The organism is Streptomyces sp. NPDC014734 (assembly GCF_043083325.1).
In the GTDB taxonomy this organism is placed as follows: domain Bacteria; phylum Actinomycetota; class Actinomycetes; order Streptomycetales; family Streptomycetaceae; genus Streptomyces.
Genome location: NZ_JBIBYN010000004.1, coordinates 38,283 through 55,365 on the forward strand (window position 1 = coordinate 38,283; position 17,083 = coordinate 55,365).

Sequence of the window (17,083 nt, forward strand, 5' to 3'; positions counted from 1 at the left end):
GGCCCATGGGCAAGCTCTACGAGGCACTGACCCCGGCACTGCGGTCCTTCGTCGCCGAGGCGCCCATGTTCTTCGTGGCCACCGCGCCGCTCGCCGCCGACGGACGGGTCAATGTGTCGCCCAAGGGCGGCATGGACACGTTCACCGTGCTCGACGACGTCACGGTGGCCTACCTGGATCTCATCGGCTCGGGCGCGGAGACCATCGCCCACCTCCGGGAGAACCGGCGGATCACCCTGATGTTCTGCTCCTTCACCGCCCGCCCGAAGATCGTGCGGCTGTACGGCGAGGGCCGCTGCGTCTTCCCCGACTCGTCCGAATGGGACGGCCTGATCGGGCACTTCGGGACCCACCCGATTCCGCGTTCGATCGTCGTGGTGTCCCTCGACCGCATCGCCGATTCCTGCGGCTTCACGGTCCCGGAGATGACCCTGGTGCGGGAGCGGGACCTCCAGGACAAATGGGGGGAGCGCAAGACGCGGACGCAGCTTGAGGAGTACATGCGGGAGAAGAACTCCCTCAGCGTCGACGGTCTCCCGGCCCGGCCGCACCGTTCCGGGACGCACGCCGGCTGAGAGCCTGTCGGGTGGCCTCGGACCGGATGGTGGACGCGGTCCGGTGCGTGCGATTCCCAGGCGGACGTCGGGGCCCGCGCGGCACCCGTCGCCGCGCGGAACGGGCCCGCGGAGAGCGATCCGTGGCCACGCGCGGGACGAGGTGCCGCCACTTTCATCTTTTGTCCGGATTGTGGCTTGTTCGACTTGTTGGTCCCAAGGGGTCGTCGTAGTGTCGGTAGTGCCGTCGAAGGAACCAGGGACGGCACATCAAACCCTCCGAAGGAGGCGAAGATGAAGGTTCGTAGCATCTTCGACCACAGGGACAGGGACCGCGGAGACCGAGGGCGCGGACGGGGTCGTGGAGACGACCGCGGACGTGGACGCGGAGACCGCGACTACGGCGACTACGACAGGTTCGACCGTCGCGGACGCCGTTGGGGTTACTGACCCGCATCTCTGACTCCATCCCCGATTCGAGGCAGGCTCGTGCTACGGCGCGGGTCGGCCTCGCGGTATGGGGGCGGCCCGCGCCCATGGAATCGGTCCATGGCCCGAGAGCCTGTGTGACGTGACGCCCATGCGCCTGCGCAGTTCACCGAGGCACCCAGCGCCCCAGGAAGAACCCTCCGACCACAACCTCTCCCAGGACCCCTCGCGGGAATCGGTGACGGACGTACCGATCCGTACCGATCCCATCGGCATCATGGTGGCGTTCCGGCGCTTCTGGCCGCTGACCAGGGGGGACCGCCGCTGGCTCGTCCTCGTCTTCGTGTGTGCCGTCCTGGCCGCCGTCGCCGAGACCATCACGGTGCTGCTCTTCGCCGAACTCACCGACTCCGCCCTGCGGGACGGCTCCGTCGGCGCCTTCTGGAAACCGGCCGGGCAGTGGCTCACCGTGGCGGTCATCGGCGCGGTGACGGGCTACCTGGGCAACTCGATCGCCGCCTGGACCGCGGAACGCTTCGTGCTGCGGCTGCGCGCCCGTGTCTTCAGCCACCTCCAGACCCTGCCGCCGCACTTCTACCAGCGCAATCGCCGTGGCGACCTGGTGGAGCGTCTGACGGGAGACGTGGAGGCCATCGAGGCGCTCGTGGTCTCCGGCATCGTCGGGGCGGCCTCCGCCCTGTTCGGCACCGTCTTCTACGCCGCCGCCGCGCTGTGGCTCCGCTGGGACCTGGCCCTCGTCACCTTCGTGATGGTGCCGCTCTTCTGGTACATCACCCGCCGGTTCGCCGGACCGCTGCGCGCCGTGTCCCGACGCGGCCGGGCGGCGGACGGGGCCATCACGGCGGTGGTCGAGGAGACGCTGGTCAACGTCGTGATGACGCAGGCGTACAACCGGCAGCGCGACGAGGAGGAGCGGCTGCTCGGCAAGGCGCGCATCCGGCTGAAGGCGGCGGTGCGGGCGGTCCGGCTCACCGAGTTCTACGAGCAACTCGTCGAGGTGCTCGAAACGTTGTGCGTCCTGACGATCATCGGTCTGGGGGCGTGGGAGATCTCCGAGGGCCGGATGACCCTCGGAGAGCTGCTGGCCTTCGCCGCCTTCATCGGCTACCTCTACCCGCCGATCCGCTCCCTGGGCCAGCTCGGGCTGACCGCCACCGCGGCGACCGCCGGGGCCGAACGCCTGCTGGAGATCCTCGATTCCGCCCCCGCCGTCACCGACCCCGGCGCCTCCGTGCCGGCCCCGCCCCGGGAACGGGCGCTCGGCGAGGTGGAGGCGCGTGCGGTCGGGTTCCGGTACCCCGGAGGCGAGGAGCCGGTGCTCCGGGACTTCTCGTTCACGGCGAGCCCCGGCGAACTGGTGGTCATCACCGGCCCCAGCGGGGCGGGCAAGTCCACCCTGGCGGCGCTGCTGCTGCGGTTCTACGACCCCGACAGCGGCAGCATCCGGCTGGACGGCGTGCCCGTCGACCGACTGCCCCTGGACTACGTGCGCCGCAACATCACCCTGTTGCCGCAGGAGACCCTCGTCCTGCACGACACCATCGAGGAGAACATCGGCTGCGGACACACCGATGTGACCCATCGTGACGTCGTGGCCGCGGCACGGGCCGCCGACGCCGACGGATTCATCCGTACTCTGCCGCAGGGATATGACACCGTCATTTCCACCGGCACCTCCCGGCTGTCCGGCGGCCAGTTGCAGCGCATCGCGATCGCCCGCGCGATGCTGCGCGACGCGCCCGTCCTCCTCCTCGACGAGCCCACCACCGGCCTGGACCGGCTGGCCGCGCAACGCATCATCGAGCCGCTGCGGCGCCTCGCCGAGGGGCGCACCACCATCGTGATCACGCACGACCTGGCCCTCGCGTCGGACGCGGACCGCATCCTCGTCATGGACGAGGGACGACTCGTGGAGTCCGGCACCCACGCCCAACTCCTCGGCCGGCGCGGCCTGTACACCACCCTCTTCGAGCGCCGGACGCACCCCCACGACGGTGTCGCGCGTCCCCACGACGGTGTCGCGCACCCTCACGACGGTGCCGCGCACCCCCACGACGGTGTCGCGCACCCTCACGACGGTGCCGCGTACCGTCCGGCCCGCCCCTCGGGAATCCACTGGCGCTGACCGGCGCGGGAGCGGCCCGGCGGCGTCGCGCCGCCCGGGGCGGCCCCGGTGGCAGGGGCCGGGCCGGTGACCGCGCGCCGGCCGCTACCATCCGTTGTGAGCGAAACAGCGGAGACGTCAGAACCTGCCGAACCGACCGGCATACCGGGACCGGCCGCCGAACCCGCCGAACCGGCCCGCGTACCGGGGCCGACCGCCGAACCCCCGCCCACCACCGGGCCGGGCACCGGCCCCCCGCGCCGCACACGCCTGCTCGCCGACCTGACGCCCCTGCGCACGTCCCCCGACTACCGGCGGCTCTGGTTCGGGAACACCGTCTCCTGGATCGGCCAGGGCATGACGTCGCTCGCCGTCTCGCTCCAGGTCTACGACATCACCGGCTCCGCCTTCTCGGTCGGCCTGATCGGATTCTGCTCGTTCCTGCCGCTGGTGGTCTTCGGGCTGTACGGCGGCGCCGTCGCGGACACCCTCGACCGCCGCAGACTGGGGCTGGTCAGCGCGACGGGATCGTTCGTGCTCTCCGTCGTACTGGTCGTCGTCGCCGTCGTCGGACTGGAGCGGGTGTGGCCGCTGTACGTGGTCGTCGCCCTGCAGGCTGCCTGCTTCGCGGTCAACTCACCGGCCCGCAGCTCGATGATCGCCCGGCTGCTGCCTGCCGAGCAGTTGCCCGCCGCCAACGCGCTCTCCTCCATGACCAGCACCACCGGCACCCTGGTCGGACCGATGCTCGGCGGCCTCGTCGTCGGCTGGTGGGGGTACCGGGCCGCGTACACCGTCGACGCCGTCACCTTCACCGCCTCGCTGTACGCGATGTGGCGCCTCCCCCCGATGCTCCCGGAACGGGAGGAGGGCGCCGGGCCGGGCCGGGCCTCGGTCGCGGACGGTCTGCGCTTCCTCGGGACCAGGCCCAACCTGCGGATGACCTTCTTCACCGACCTGTGCGCCATGGTGCTGGCCCATCCCCGCGCGCTGTTCCCCGTCGTCGCCGTGGTCTGGTACGGCGGCGACGCCAGGACCACCGGGCTGCTGGTCGCCGCCCCGGCGCTGGGGGCGCTGCTGGGCGGGGTGTTCTCCGGGTGGCTGGGGCGCGTCCGCCGGCACGGTCTCGCGGTGCTCCTCGCGGTGGCCTCCTGGGGCGCCGCCGTCGCGGTCTTCGGGCTGACCCGTCAGCTCTGGCTCGGGCTGCTCTTCCTGGCACTCGCCGGATGCGCGGACACCACGTCGATGGTCTTCCGGAACACCATGCTCCAGGCGGCGGTGCCGGACGAGATGCGCGGACGGCTGCAGGGCGTGTTCATCGTGGTGGTGGCGGGTGGACCGCGGCTCGGCGACTTCGTGGCCGGATCGGTCTCCGACCTCGCCTCGCCCGTCCTGGCTGTGACCGGGGGAGGAATCGCCTGCGTCGTCGCGGTGGCGCTGCTGGGGCTGCGCCACCGCGGATTCGCCGGATACGACGCGAAGGACCCGCGGCCGTGACGCCCGGACCCCGGACCCCGGAACCCGGTGGCACGGTGCTCGCGCCGCACCACCGGGGGCGGCCGGTCAGGGGCGCAGCGACCGCTTCATGATCTTGCCCAGGTCGTTGCGGGGCAGCGCCTCCAGGTAGCGCACCGTGCGCGGGCGCTTGTGCGGGGCGAGCTGGGCGGCCACATGGTCCGCGAGCTCGCCCTCGGCCGGCGGCGCGGCGGGGTCGGCCGGCACCACCCAGGCGACGATCCGCTCGCCCAGGTCCGGATCCGGCTCACCGGTGACCGCCGCCTCGCGGACGCCGGGGTGGTCCAGCAGCGCGTTCTCGATCTCGCCCGCGCCGATCTTGTACCCGCCGCTCTTGATCAGGTCGGTGGCCCTGCGGCCGACGATCCGCACGTACCCGTCGGCGTCCCGGGTGGCCATGTCGCCGGTGCGGAACCAGCCGTCCCCGGTGTGCGCGGCGGCGGTGGCGTCGGGGCGGTTGAGGTAGCCGGTGAAGAGGTTCGGGCCGCGCACCTGGATCTCGCCGATGGCGTCGGGGTCGGTGAGGACGGTGTCGTCCTCCTCGACCAGGCGGAGTTCCACCCCGTCCAGGGGTGCGCCGACCGTGCCGGGGCGCGGTTCCCCGTCGGCCCGCACACCGGTGTTCATCAGGGTCTCCGTCATGCCGTACCGCTCGATGACCCGGCGCCCGGTCGCCGCGGCGATCCGCTCGTGGTCGTGGACCGGCAGCGCGGCCGACCCGGACACCAGCAGCCGGGCCCCGGCCAGCGCCTTCGCCAGCCCGGCCGCGTCGCTGCCGGACCCGTCCAGGGTTTCCGCGAGCCGGTGGTACATCGTCGGTACGCCGAAGAGCATCGTGCCGCCGGACGACAGCTCCCGGGCCACCCCGTCGGTGGAGAACCGGCCCAGGTGCCGCACCGTGCCGCCCCGGCGCAGCGGCCCGAGGACGCCCAGGATCAGCCCGTGCACGTGGAACAGCGGCAGCGCGTGGACGAGTACGTCGTCGCCGGTCCACCGCCAGGCGTCCGCCAGCGCGTCCAGCGACGCGGCGATCGCCCGCCGGGGCAGGACCGCGCCCTTGGGCGGGCCGGTGGTGCCGGAGGTGTAGACGATCAGCGCGGGGGACTCGGGTGACGGTTCCGGGAACGGGACCGAGGCGTCGCCGTCCGCGGCAGTGCCGACGTCGACGCGGGGCCGCGCGTCCAGTTCCGGCGGGAGCACGTCGTCCGCCCCGGCCAGCACCAGACCCGGCTCGCTGTCGGCGAGGATGTGCCCGAGTTCGCGCGCGCCCGTTCTCGGGTTCAGCGGCACCGCGGGCACCCCGGCCCGCAGCGCCGCCACGACGGCGACCACGGTCTGCGGCGTGGGCGTGGCCCAGACGGCGACCCGGCCGGCTCCGGTCAGCCGCGCGGCGAGCGCGGCGGAGGCGGCGGCCAACCGCTCGTACGTCAACGCGTGTTCGTCGAACCGGACGGCCTCCCGCGTGGAGGCGTCGGCGGGCTCGGGCAGAAGAGGTGTCATCTGCCCGACCCTAACGACCCGGGGAGCCCGCCCTCCATCGTTCCCCGGGGCATGAGGGCCGCCGCCGGAACGGTTCACCGGTCCGCGGTCACCCGATTCCGGCCCGCCGCGCGTGCAGTTCGGACCTGACGAGTTCCAGCAGGCGCCCCGTCCAGTTCCGGCCCCGCCCGGCGTTGTCGCCCCAGAAGTCCGAGTACATGTCGTCGTAGAGCACGGTGGCGTCGTCCGTCGCCAGCAGGATCTCGGCCAGATCGGGGTGCTGGTCGTACTTGGCCCGCAGCAGTTCGGTCATCACCGCGGTACGGGCGTGGGCCCAGCCGTCGCGGCGCGGGGCTTCGGCCGCGAGGGCCCAGGCCGCCCCTGCGGTGGCCGCGGCCGAGACCGCGTCCCGGACCTCGGGGTCGGCGACCGACAGCGCCCAGTAGGCGTGGGCGACGGAGGGATGAACGGTCTCCCCGATGACGACCGGGGCGGGGTAGTCGTTGCGCAGGCCCGTCTTCCCCGGATCGGCGACGCGCCTGTCCGGAAACGACTGGTACAGCTTCACCGCCGGGGCGTGCGGGGCCACCGGCCCGTCCGCCGGGACCCGGGAGGGCCGCTCGGCGATCCACCGGGCCCGTTCCTCGAAGTAGGCGAGGGTCGTGTCGTAGACCTCCTGGGTGACGGGCTCGCCGGAGGTTTCGGTCCTGCCGCCCGGCCCCGCCACCAGTACCCGGAGCGGCCGGTCCTTCCGGTCCATGTCGCCGAGCGCGAACATGCGCCGCGATTCGGGGATGGCCAGGTACGCGGCGCGGGCCGCGGCCCGGTTCTCCTCCGTCCGGTCGGCGAGGAAGGCGTCGACGGCCGCGAGGCAGCGGCCCGTCGAGTCCGGGCGGCCGTTGAGCCGGTCGATGCTGTCCCGTACCTCGGCCACCAGCAGCTCGGGCGTGATCCGGCTCTCCGGCCGGTCGAAACGCCAGTCGGCCAGATCGTGTGCCGACGCCTCGGCGCCCTCGGGGAACTCGGTCGCCACCCAGCCGCTGCGGAGCTTGTCCCGGAACTCCTCGACGGTCACCAGCCCCCAGCAGTCGATCAGCCCGTCGGCGTAGATGAAGAGATCGGTGAGGAAGTGGGTGTCGCCGTTGCGGATGAAGGCGTGCCGCCAGGTGCCGGGTATGCGGACGCCGTCCGCCATGCGATGGGTGATCCGGTTTCCGCTCATCCGGCGATGATGCCGGATCGATCGGTGCGGGGGCGCGCCCATTCACCATTGAACAGACGCAACGGCTCGTCTAGTCTCTTGAAGACGCAACGGTGCGTCTCGTCTGCTGGCTCGTCCGGGCCGGCCGCCATCGCACTTCCGGGAGGCTTCAGTGGAGAAGACGACCAACCGCGCCGATCGGACCGGCGCGCCGACAAGGGCCCGCGGCGGCGGCCTCGCCGTGTTCGCCGTGGCATTCGCCTTCTGGACCACCATGGCGGGGACGACGGCGCCCACGCCGCTCTACCCGTTGTACGGGGACGCCTTCGGCTTCACGCCGTTCACCGTCACCGTGGTCTTCGCCGTCTACGCCATCGGCGTCGTGGCCGGCCTGCTGGTCTTCGGGCGGCTCTCCGACCAGGTGGGGCGCCGTCCCGTTCTGATCGCCTCGACCGCGCTGTCCGGGTGCGCCGCCCTGGTGTTCCTGCTCGCCCAGAACGTCCCCACGATGCTCGCCGCACGGGTCGTCTCCGGCTTCTCCGCGGCGCTCGTCACCGGTGCGGCCACCGCCTCCCTCGCCGAACGGCTCGGACCGGACAGCCGCCTCAGGCCCGCCACGCTCGCACTGTTCGCGAACATGGGCGGCCTCGCCTGCGGCACGCTGCTGACGGGCATCCTGGCGGACGTCGCACCGTCCCCGCTCCGCACCCCCTGGGTGATCATGCTCGTGCTCGCCGCCGTCGGAGTGCTCGGGGTCGCGTCGAGCGGCGAGAGCGCGGAGCACCGGACCGGCTTCTCCCTCCGGTTCCAGCCCCTGCGCATCCCGGGCGAGATACGGGCGGACTTCCTGCGCTCGGTCATGGCGGCGGGCGCCGGTTTCGCCGTTCTCGGCGTCCTCACCGCCGTGACGGGCCTGTTCCTGGGGACCGTGCTGCACCGGTCCGGCCACACGCCGACCGGCCTCGTGGTCTTCACCGCCTTCGCCTGCACCGCCCTCGGCCAGCTCCTGGTCCGCTTCCTCGGGCCCCGCACGGCGCTGCCCGTCGCCTGCGCCGGTCTCGTCGCCGCCGCGACCCTGATCACGGTCGCCATGGCCACGGCCACCCCGACCTCGCTGATCACCGGCGCCGCGGTGAACGGACTGGCGACCGGAATCGCCGTCGGCCACGGACTCGGCGGCATCACCACGCGCGTCGCCCCGCGGCACCGCGGCGGGTCGGTCTCCGCATTCTTCGCCATCCTGTACACGATGCTCGCGGTGCCCGCCATCGGGGTGGGGGTCCTGATCCGGCAGATCGGCCTGCGCCCGGCGGGCGAGACGTTCGGCGCGGTGGTGGCCGCACTCGCGCTCGGCGTGCTGATCAGCCTGACGCGCGGCACCGGGAGGACCGCCTGAGCCCACCGCTCACCCCGCCCCGGCACACTTCCGCTGTGCCAGAATCACGGAGACGTACGACGTGAGAGGTTGAGGGAACCATCGGAGCCACCCGGAAAGCACAGCCGTCCTGCGAACGGAGCCCCGTCATCAGCAGGACCGGCCCCCGGCGCAGCGAGAGCGCCCGCGTCGCGGTGCTCCGGGCCGCGGACGATCTCCTGGTCGAGCGCGGGTTCGCCGCCCTGACCATGGAGGGCATCGCCCAGCGCGCGGGCGTGGCCAAGCAGACGATCTACCGCTGGTGGAAGTCGAAGGTCGACATCCTGCTGGACACGCTCAGCGAGGACGCCCGCGAGGCGCTCGCCTGGCAGCCGGGCGAGGACGACCCGGAGGAAGGCCTCAAGAGGCACCTCCGGCGGGTCGCCGACTTCTTCGAGGAGCCGGCCGGCCAGGTGATGCGGGCCCTGCTCGGCCACGCCCAGCTGGACGAGGAGACGGCCGCCTCGCTCCGTGCCGGATTCCTGCGCGAACAACGCGAACGGGACGTCGCCGGGCTGCGCGCACTCCTCGCCCGCGGCGACGGACCGGGCGTCGACGAACGCACCGCCGACCGGCTCGTGGACCTGCTGCTCGGCCCGCTGTACCACCGGGTCCTGGTGTGCGGCGAACCGGTCGACGAGGAACTCGTGAACACCACGGCCCGGCTCGTGGTCACGCTGGCGAACGACGCCCCGGGCCTCTGAGAGCCTGCCGGGTGCCCTCTGGCCGGGCGCTGCCACGTCCGGGCACCCGACAGCCTCCGGGACGCCCCGCCCCGGGGAAACTTCAGCCGGACAGCGGCCCCCGGGCCGTGTCGGCCCCCTCCGGCCGGGCGCTGCGCATCCTGCCGTACGCGTACACGCACCCGGCCAGGGCCAGGTCCGACAGCAGCATGAAGCCGATCGAGTACGACTCCTTCGCGCTGTAGATCGCGCCCATCACCAGCGGCGGTACGAAGCCGCCCAGACCGCCCATGGCCCCGACGATCCCGGTCACGCTGCCCACCTGCGCCTGCGGAGTCACCTGCGAGACCAGTGCGAAGACGCTGCCGCTCGCGGTGCCCAGGCCCGCCGCCATGCAGAGCAACGCGATCGTGCCCACCGGGGCCAGCGTCGGATCGAACGCCTGGACGATCGCGGCCAGGGCGGCAAGGCCCAGCGCCGCCGCCGTGACCAGGGCCGGGTGGAGGCGGTCCGAGAGCCAGCCGCCGATGGGCCGGAAGACGACGGTGACCAGGGCGAACCCGGCGGCCCTCGTGCCGGCGTCGGTCGGCGCGAGGCCGTACCAGGTCTTCAGATACGTGGGCAGGTAGACGCCGAACGCGACGATGCCGCCGAAGCCGATCGCGTACAGCGCCGACAGCTCCCAGGTGACCCGCAGCCGCCCCGCCGTGCCCAGCCGGCGGGCCAGTGAGGTGGCCGGCACCGGACGGCCGGGACGGTCCGAGACCAGCACCGCGGCCAGCGCCGCGTACACCACGAGCGCGCCCGCGACCACCAGGAACGGCAGGTTGTCGCCGTGCGCGGCGATCCGCGGCGTGAAGTACCCCGACAGGGCCACGCCGCCCATCCCCATGCCGAACACCCCGAGCGCCAGCCCGCGCTTGGCGGGCGGGAACCACGAGTTGACCAGCGGGATGCCGATCGCGAACGTGGTGCCGCCCAGGCCCAGCAGAAAACCCACGACGAGCATCGCCCCGTACGAGTCCCGCGCCGGGATCAGCAGCAGTACGGGCAGCACCGTCAGCGCCGAGACCAGCGGGAACATCAGCCGCGCCCCGTACCTGTCGGTGAGCGCGCCCACCGGGATCCGGCCCAGCGAACCGACGAGGACCGGCACCGCGACCAGCAACGACTGCTCGAACGAGGTGAGCCCCAGCCGCCCCTTGTAGTCCCCGGCCAGCGGCGCGATCAGGTTCCAGGCCCAGAAGGTCAGCCCGAAACCTACGGTGGCCATCACCAGATTGCGGTAGGCGGCCGACGGCACTGCGCCGACTCGTGCGGGGGACTCCTTGACGGCTGTTTCCACGCACCCAGTCAAGGGCGGACGGCCCCGGGAGGCCCGCCGGACTGCGCCATGCGGGGCAACCCGGCCCGCGACCGGGCCCGGGGCCGGTGCGAGGGCCCCGCTCACGACACCCCGCACGCCCCGCCCACGCCCCCCGCCCCGGACCACAATCCGGATAAAACTGGGACAATCATGATATGGACCGTCTGGACAGGGAAATCCTCGGCATCCTCCAGGAGGACGCCCGGATCTCGTACCGCGATCTGGGCGCACGGGTCGGGCTCAGTGCCAACGCCGCCGCGGACCGGGTGCGCCGACTGCGCCGCGACGGTGTGATCCGGGGCTTCACCGTGATCATCGACCCGGCCGCCGACACCCGCACCGGCCTTGTCGTCTTCATCGACGTGACGCTGCGCGTCGACACGGCCAACGAGACGTTCGAACGGGCGGTGCTCGCCCTTCCCGGCATCACCGAAGTGGTGCACGTGACCGGCGCCCACGACTACCTCGTCCGGGCCACCGTCGCCGACACCGCCGCCCTGGACGGACTGCTGCGCAGACTCAAGCGGGAGGCCGGTGTCGCCCACTCCACCACCCGGATCGCACTCAGAGCGGCGCCTGCCAGGTGAGCGTCGACGAGCGCGAACCGTCCTCCTCGCGGCCGTCGTCGGCCACCGCCAGCCGCACCGCGGGCCGCCCGTCGGGCAGGGCCGCCGTCGCGTCCACCTCCACCTCGATCGCCGACACCCCGGCCCGCCGGTGCGCGGCGGCGAGCGCGCCCCGCAGCACGGCGAGCAACTCCCGTTCCACGGGCTCCCGCACCAGGGCGTCGACCGCCCCGGCGAAGTGCACCGACGGCTGGAAGCCGAGGACGGCGGCGGCGCCCCCGGTCTCCCGCAGCACCCGGCCGCGGAAGGTGGTGGGCGCCTCCGCCGGCGGCTGCTGGAGAGCGAAGATCGCCGTCCGCACCTCCTGAATGGTGGAGTCCAGCTCGTCCACGGCCCGGTCGAGCAACTCGTCCGTCTCCGGGGACGGCGCCCTGCGACGGGTCGACTCCAGCATCATCTCGGTCGCGAACAGCCGCTGGACCACGAGGTCGTGCAGATCGCGGGCGATCCGGTCCCGGTCCTCGTACACCGCGAGCTGCTCCCGGTTGTGCTGCGCGTCCGCCAGCACCAGGGCCAGCGCGGCCTGGGAGGCGAACTGCGAGGCCAACTGCCGGTCCAGGGCCGTGTACGGGCGGGCACCGCGCCGCCGGGGCAGGGCGAGCGTGCCGATCAGCCGCCCGCCGCTCTGCAACGGCAGCATCATGCTGGGCCCGAACCGCGACCGCACATGCGTGGTCATCCGCGGATCGGTCGCCGAATCGTCGATGAACACCGGCTCACCGCCCAGCAGTTGGACCAGTACGGGGGAGCCGGGCTCGATGGTCGTGCCGACGATCCCGGCCGGGTCGTCGAGGGTGGACGCGGTGACGATCTCCATGCCGCCCTCCTCGGTGGGCTGGAGGATCACCCCGGCGGAGGCGTCCGCGAGCGCCCGGGCCGACTCGGCGACGGTCACCAGCGCGTCGGCGGCGTGCCCGCCGGTCAGCAGGGTGGTGGTGACGGCGGCGGCCCCCTCGATCCAGCGCTCCCGCTGCCGTGCCGCCCCGTACAGCCGCGCGTTGCCGATCGCGGTCCCGGCCCGCGAGGCCAGTACCAGGAGCAGCGCCGTGTCGGTGTCGGTGAAACGGCCGGTGCGCTTCTCGGTGAGGTAGAGATTGCCGAACACCTGGTCCTGGACCCGGATCGGCGCGCCGATGAAGGAACGCATCACCGGATGGCCCGGCGGCACCCCGCAGGAGCGCGGATCGGCGGTCAGGTCGTCGGAGCGCAGCGGCCCCGGCTCGTCGAGGAGGGCGCCCAGCATCCCGGAGTGCCCGTCGGGGAATTCACCGATGCGCCGGCGTCCGGCGTCGTCCAGACCGGAGGTGAACAGCTCCCTGATGGTGCCGAGTTCGGGGTCGAGGACACCGAGCGCACCGTACCGGGCCCCGGTCAGCGCCGTCGCGGTGTCCACGATCTGCTGGAGCGTGACGCGCAGGTCGAGGTCGGTTCCGACGCTCAGTACCGCCTCCAGGATCCTCCGCAGCCGGGACGGGGACTCCGCGCCTGGACCCGTCGCGCCCCGGTCCGTCGCGTCCGGACCGGCCGCGTCCGGCTCGGCGGCGTCATCGCTCATGGCGCGTTCCCCCCGCGGAGTTCAGCAGGCGAGCGGGTCGAGCACCAACGGCTCGATCTTGCCGTCCAGCATCGCACCCAGCCCCAGGACGGAGCACACGTCGGGCCGCTCCGCGATCTGCACGGGCACGCCCGTCGCCTCCCGCAGCATCTGGTCCAGGCCGGGCAGCAGCGCACTGCCGCCGACCATCATGATGCCGCATTCGGTGAGGTCGGCCACCAGGTCGGGCGGGCATTCGCGCAGCACCTTGCCGAGGCCGTCGAGCACCCCGGTCAGCGGGGCGTGGAGCGCCTCCCGCACCGCGGCCGTCTCGACCTGTACCGAGCGGGCCAGCCCGGTCGCCACGTCCCGGCCGTGGATCTCGGTCATGGCCGGCCCGTGCGGCGTCAGACCGCCCCCGCTGAGCGCCAGATGGAGCGGGCGCACCGACTGGCTCGGCAGCATCAGCTCGTGATGCTGGCGCAGATACTGGATCACCGCGTGATCGATGGCGTCGCCGCCGATCGGCACCCGTACCGCCGTCACGATCGAACCCAGCGAGAGCACCGCGATCTGGGTGGTCGCGGCCCCGCACACCATGATCATGGTGGCGGTCGGCTGCTCGACGGGGAGCCCGCAGCCGACGGCCGCCGCGATCAGGGTGTCGACAAGCTCGACCCGGCGCGCGCCCAGCCCGACCAGGGTCTCCACGGTGGCCCGCTGGGCGAGCGGATCGCTGTCGTGCGGGGTGCAGGCGGCGGCCCGAAGCCGCGGCTTGCGCCGCAACTGGCGGCGCAGCCGCTCGCCGAGCAGTTGGCGGAGCATCCGCTGGGCCATCTCGATGTCGATGACCGTTCCGCCGGTGACCGGGCGGACCACCCGGATGTAGTCGGGGGTGCGGCCCGTCATCTGCTCGGCGAGCTCACCGACGGCGATCAGCGAGCCGGTGCGGGTGTTCATGGCGGCGGCGCTCGGTTCGTCGACGACGAGGCCGAGCCCCTTGACGTACACGCGGGTACGGGCGGCCCCGAGATCGACGGCGACATGGCAACGGCGCAACTGCTCAAGGCTGACGGTCACGGCAGGTTCTCCCGAGAACGCGGTGGAAGGTCACCGGCGGCGGCCGGCCCTCCACGCATCGTGCGCCATTCGGAGTCTTCCCGCCCGTCGGGCCGGGCCGTCGGGGGGACGGCCCGACGGGGCGCGCGGGCGGTTCGCCGCCCGGCCCGGCCCCGGACGCCGGCCGCCGGGGCGGTCCTCAGCTTCCGGGCAGCAGCCGCTGGAACAGTCCCCAGGTGAACTCGGCGACATACGGCTCGCCGGTCCCGGGCGCGGTGATCGCGAGCGCCCACCGGGTCGGCGCGCCGCCCTCCAACGGACGGGCCGGCGCGAAGGCCCGCGCCACCTCGTCCACCGTGGCCGACCAGGGGCGCAGATCCTCGATCGCGCGCAGCTCCGGCCCCGGCACCCCCGCCGCCCGGACCAGCCATTCGTTCCACACGGCCCCGCCCGGCGCGACCATCACCTCGAACCGCAGGTCCGGCCAGAGCGGCAGCCGCCACCGCAGCGCCTCGCACTCCAGGTCCCCGATCGTGCGGGGCGCCGACGACTCCGGCTCGCCGAGCACCGACCGGTAGCGGCGCGGCGTGCCACGCCCGCGCGGTCCCCGGACCATGGCCTGCCAGCGGCGGTTCGCCTCCCGCATCTCGGCGGCCGAGGCGCCCAGCTCCCGCCGGGCGTCCTCCACGAGGCCGGGCCGGTGGTCGGCCATCCGGCGCAGCAGGACGAGCTGGAACGCGCGGGGACCGAACGGTGCTGACGCGTGCGACGGTGCGGTCGGACTCATGGGACCAACGGTCCCACGGTTCCCGGGAGGGCACGGCCGGGCACCCGCACCGCCACCGTCCCCCGGCCGTTCACCCCCGGCCGTCACGCCCGCGCGTCGCCGCCCGGGGCCGCCGGCTCCCCGAGCATCCGCCGCAGCAGGTCCCGCAGCGCCGCGCGCTCCGCGTCCGACAGCTCGGCGAGGGGCTCGCGCGCGAAGGTGAGCGAATCGCGCAACTGCCGCGCCGTCCGGGCGCCCCTCTCCGTCGGGGCGGCCAGCTTCACCCGGCGGTCGGCCGGATCCGGCCTGCGCTCCACCAGGCCGCGCGCCTCCAGCCGGTCGACGATGCCGGTGACGTTCGACGGCTCGCACTTCAGCTTCTGGGCGATCCGGCGCATCGGCATCGGCTCCAGGGAGAGCAGCCCGAGGACCCGAGCCTGGGCCCCGGTGAGGGAGTGGGCTGCCGCCGCCTCGTCGTACTCCTCGTAGTAGCGCGCCACGACGGTGCCGATGAGCTCGACGACTTCGAGGGTCAGAGGGTCTGAACGGGTGGTGGCCATGGGACCCAGGATAGCCGGTTGCTTGACAACATGAAATATTCAGGCGCATGGTTGTTTCATGTTGTGAAACATCTTCGCCCTCGTCGGCCCTCGCGGGCCGGGGGCGAAGTTTCCCCCACTCCGTGAGGCATTGAGGAGATCCCGAGCCCATGTCCGCAGCACTTCCCACGTCCGGCCGTGAATGGCACCTCGTCGCCCGCCCCCACGGCTGGCCGAAGGCCGAGGACCTCGCACTGCGCGAGGCCCCGGTCACCGCTCCCGGCGAGGGCCGCGTCCTGGTGCGCAACCTGTACTTCTCGGTCGACCCGTACATGCGGGGACGGATGAACGACGTGAAGTCGTACACCCCGCCCTTCGAGCTCGACCGCCCGATGGACGGAGGGGCGGTCGGCGAGGTCATCGCCTCGAACGCGGACGGCATCGCGGTCGGCGACCACGTGATGCACGGCCTCGGCTGGCGGGAGTACGCCGAGGTCCCGGCCAAGCGCGCGGTGAAGGTCGACAGCTCGCTCGCCCCGCTGTCCGCCTACCTCGGCGTGCTCGGCATGACCGGTCTCACCGCGTACGCGGGCCTCTTCGAGGTCGCCTCGTTCAAGGCCGGCGACGCCGTGTTCGTGTCCGGCGCGGCGGGTGCGGTGGGCAGCCAGGTCGGGCAGATGGCGAGGATCAAGGGCGCCTCGCGGGTCATCGGCTCGGCCGGGTCCGACGAGAAGGTCCGGCTCCTCGTGGAGGAGTACGGCTTCGACGCGGCGTTCAACTACAAGAACGGCCCCGTCGCCGAGCAGCTGCGCGAGGCGGCCCCCGACGGCATCGACGTCTACTTCGACAATGTCGGCGGCGAGCACCTCGAAGCGGCGATCTCCTCACTGAAGCTGCACGGCCGGGTGACGGTGTGCGGCATGATCGCCCAGTACAACGCCACCGAGCCGACCCCCGCCCCGCGCAACCTCGCCCTGGTCATCGGCAAGCGGCTGCGCATCGAGGGCATGCTGGTCGGCGACCACGCGGCGCTCCAGCCGCAGTTCGTCCGGGACGTGGCCGGCTGGCTGGGCTCCGGCGAGCTGAAGTACCGCGAGACCGTCGTCGAGGGCATCGAGAACGGCTTCGACGCCTTCCTCGGCCTGCTGCACGGCGAGAACACCGGGAAAATGATCGTTTCCCTCACCTGACAGGCGCGTTGGCGCACCGATAGGCTCACGTCCGGGCCGCCGCGATCGTGGGCGCGAGTCGCGGCGCACAGCAGGAGGAATCCTCAGCATGACCATTCAGGACATCAACGTCCTCTACACCGCCGTCGCCACTGCCGAGAACGGCCGTGACGGCCGGGTCTCGTCCGACGACGGCAACCTCGACGTCGTCGTCAACCCGCCCAAGTCCATGGGCGGAAGCGGCGCGGGCACCAACCCCGAGCAGTTGTTCGCCGCCGGATACAGCGCATGCTTCCAGGGCGCCCTCGGTGTCGTGGCCCGGCAGGAGAAGGCCGACATCTCCGGTTCCACGGTGACCGCCGCCGTCTCCATCGGCAAGACCCCCGAGGGCGGCTTCGGCCTGGAGGTCGCGATCACCGCGTCCATCCCGAACGTCGACACCGCCACGGCGCGCGCGCTCGTCGAGAAGGCCCACCAGGTGTGCCCGTACTCGAACGCCACGCGCGGCAACATCAAGGTGGCGCTGTCGGTCGCCTGACCTGCGACGCCGCCGCACCGCACGCGACGACCGAGGGCCGTACCCGCCGGACGGGGGGTGCGGCCCTCGGCCGTCCGGGCCTCCGC

15 protein-coding genes are annotated in these 17,083 nt (G+C 72.9%); 8 read left to right on the forward strand and 7 right to left on the reverse strand.

What is annotated here, in order from left to right; all coding sequences use genetic code 11:
* Positions 1 to 5 precede the first annotated feature (5 nt).
* The 3 genes from ACF1CT_RS08885 (at position 6) to ACF1CT_RS08895 (ending at position 4,605) form a co-directional block, all read left to right on the forward strand.
* The gene (locus ACF1CT_RS08885) at positions 6 to 575 is read left to right on the forward strand and encodes a pyridoxamine 5'-phosphate oxidase family protein (protein WP_391783101.1); all 570 of its coding nucleotides are present in this window, start codon (positions 6 to 8) and stop codon (positions 573 to 575) included.
* A 685-nt stretch (positions 576 to 1,260) separates the two neighbouring features.
* Positions 1,261 to 3,129, forward strand: coding sequence for an ABC transporter ATP-binding protein (locus ACF1CT_RS08890; protein ID WP_391783429.1), 1,869 nt, complete (start codon positions 1,261 to 1,263; stop codon positions 3,127 to 3,129).
* A 249-nt stretch (positions 3,130 to 3,378) separates the two neighbouring features.
* Positions 3,379 to 4,605, forward strand: coding sequence for an MFS transporter (locus tag ACF1CT_RS08895; RefSeq protein WP_391783430.1), 1,227 nt, complete (start codon positions 3,379 to 3,381; stop codon positions 4,603 to 4,605).
* Positions 4,606 to 4,671: 66 nt separating this feature from the next.
* Here ACF1CT_RS08895 and ACF1CT_RS08900 read toward each other — a convergent pair whose 3' ends face one another.
* Positions 4,672 to 6,123 carry an acyl-CoA synthetase gene (locus ACF1CT_RS08900; RefSeq protein WP_391783102.1) on the reverse strand — a complete coding sequence of 484 codons (1,452 nt, stop codon included), beginning with the start codon at positions 6,121 to 6,123 and terminating at the stop codon, positions 4,672 to 4,674.
* 88 nt (positions 6,124 to 6,211) lie between these two features.
* Positions 6,212 to 7,324 (reverse strand): NADAR domain-containing protein, encoded by a 1,113-nt coding sequence (locus ACF1CT_RS08905; protein WP_391783103.1) that lies wholly within the window; start codon positions 7,322 to 7,324, stop codon positions 6,212 to 6,214.
* Between the two features lie 151 nt (positions 7,325 to 7,475).
* Here ACF1CT_RS08905 and ACF1CT_RS08910 point away from each other — a divergent pair, with 151 nt between their 5' ends.
* Positions 7,476 to 8,699: an MFS transporter gene (locus ACF1CT_RS08910; RefSeq protein ID WP_391783104.1), complete on the forward strand. Its 1,224-nt coding sequence runs from the start codon at positions 7,476 to 7,478 to the stop codon at positions 8,697 to 8,699.
* 173 nt (positions 8,700 to 8,872) lie between these two features.
* A complete protein-coding gene (locus tag ACF1CT_RS08915; RefSeq protein ID WP_391783105.1) occupies positions 8,873 to 9,421 on the forward strand; it encodes a TetR/AcrR family transcriptional regulator in 549 nt (182 codons plus the stop codon).
* An 82-nt stretch (positions 9,422 to 9,503) separates the two neighbouring features.
* Here ACF1CT_RS08915 and ACF1CT_RS08920 read toward each other — a convergent pair whose 3' ends face one another.
* Positions 9,504 to 10,745, reverse strand: coding sequence for a nitrate/nitrite transporter (locus ACF1CT_RS08920; protein WP_391783106.1), 1,242 nt, complete (start codon positions 10,743 to 10,745; stop codon positions 9,504 to 9,506).
* A 176-nt stretch (positions 10,746 to 10,921) separates the two neighbouring features.
* Between ACF1CT_RS08920 and ACF1CT_RS08925 the strand changes: the two genes are divergently transcribed.
* On the forward strand, positions 10,922 to 11,353 hold the full coding sequence (locus ACF1CT_RS08925) for an Lrp/AsnC family transcriptional regulator (protein ID WP_391783107.1): 432 nt from the start codon (positions 10,922 to 10,924) through the stop codon (positions 11,351 to 11,353).
* Here the strand turns inward: ACF1CT_RS08925 and ACF1CT_RS08930 are convergent.
* The 4 genes from ACF1CT_RS08930 to ACF1CT_RS08945 all read right to left on the reverse strand — a co-directional run bounded on the left by ACF1CT_RS08930 (position 11,331) and on the right by ACF1CT_RS08945 (position 15,311).
* Positions 11,331 to 12,947: a GAF domain-containing protein gene (locus tag ACF1CT_RS08930; protein ID WP_391783108.1), complete on the reverse strand. Its 1,617-nt coding sequence runs from the start codon at positions 12,945 to 12,947 to the stop codon at positions 11,331 to 11,333. The two genes, ACF1CT_RS08925 and ACF1CT_RS08930, sit on opposite strands and share 23 nt — an antisense overlap.
* Positions 12,948 to 12,968: 21 nt before the next feature.
* Positions 12,969 to 14,006: a rod shape-determining protein gene (locus ACF1CT_RS08935; protein WP_391783109.1), complete on the reverse strand. Its 1,038-nt coding sequence runs from the start codon at positions 14,004 to 14,006 to the stop codon at positions 12,969 to 12,971.
* Positions 14,007 to 14,184: 178 nt separating this feature from the next.
* Positions 14,185 to 14,772 (reverse strand): hypothetical protein, encoded by a 588-nt coding sequence (locus ACF1CT_RS08940; protein WP_391783110.1) that lies wholly within the window; start codon positions 14,770 to 14,772, stop codon positions 14,185 to 14,187.
* 83 nt (positions 14,773 to 14,855) lie between these two features.
* Positions 14,856 to 15,311, reverse strand: coding sequence for a MarR family winged helix-turn-helix transcriptional regulator (locus ACF1CT_RS08945; protein WP_391783111.1), 456 nt, complete (start codon positions 15,309 to 15,311; stop codon positions 14,856 to 14,858).
* A 149-nt stretch (positions 15,312 to 15,460) separates the two neighbouring features.
* Between ACF1CT_RS08945 and ACF1CT_RS08950 the strand changes: the two genes are divergently transcribed.
* Entirely contained in the window at positions 15,461 to 16,480 is a 1,020-nt protein-coding gene (locus ACF1CT_RS08950) for an NADP-dependent oxidoreductase (RefSeq protein WP_391783112.1), read from the forward strand.
* A gap of 88 nt (positions 16,481 to 16,568) precedes the next feature.
* Positions 16,569 to 16,997, forward strand: a complete 429-nt coding sequence (locus ACF1CT_RS08955) for an organic hydroperoxide resistance protein (protein ID WP_391783113.1) — start codon at positions 16,569 to 16,571, stop codon at positions 16,995 to 16,997.
* The last annotated feature ends 86 nt before the right edge of the window (positions 16,998 to 17,083 follow it).

What these genes read in the sequence shown, in the direction of transcription:
- ACF1CT_RS08885 (WP_391783101.1), top strand. Translation starts at nt 6, where the DNA reads ATGGGCAAGCTCTACGAGGCACTGACCCCGGCACTGCGGTCCTTCGTC.
- ACF1CT_RS08890 (WP_391783429.1), top strand. Translation starts at nt 1,261, where the DNA reads ATGGTGGCGTTCCGGCGCTTCTGGCCGCTGACCAGGGGGGACCGCCGC.
- ACF1CT_RS08900 (WP_391783102.1), bottom strand. Translation starts at nt 6,123, where the DNA reads ATGACACCTCTTCTGCCCGAGCCCGCCGACGCCTCCACGCGGGAGGCC.
- ACF1CT_RS08905 (WP_391783103.1), bottom strand. Translation starts at nt 7,324, where the DNA reads ATGAGCGGAAACCGGATCACCCATCGCATGGCGGACGGCGTCCGCATA.
- ACF1CT_RS08925 (WP_391783107.1), top strand. Translation starts at nt 10,922, where the DNA reads ATGGACCGTCTGGACAGGGAAATCCTCGGCATCCTCCAGGAGGACGCC.
- ACF1CT_RS08930 (WP_391783108.1), bottom strand. Translation starts at nt 12,947, where the DNA reads ATGAGCGATGACGCCGCCGAGCCGGACGCGGCCGGTCCGGACGCGACG.
- ACF1CT_RS08940 (WP_391783110.1), bottom strand. Translation starts at nt 14,772, where the DNA reads ATGAGTCCGACCGCACCGTCGCACGCGTCAGCACCGTTCGGTCCCCGC.
- ACF1CT_RS08945 (WP_391783111.1), bottom strand. Translation starts at nt 15,311, where the DNA reads ATGGCCACCACCCGTTCAGACCCTCTGACCCTCGAAGTCGTCGAGCTC.
- ACF1CT_RS08950 (WP_391783112.1), top strand. Translation starts at nt 15,461, where the DNA reads ATGTCCGCAGCACTTCCCACGTCCGGCCGTGAATGGCACCTCGTCGCC.
- ACF1CT_RS08955 (WP_391783113.1), top strand. Translation starts at nt 16,569, where the DNA reads ATGACCATTCAGGACATCAACGTCCTCTACACCGCCGTCGCCACTGCC.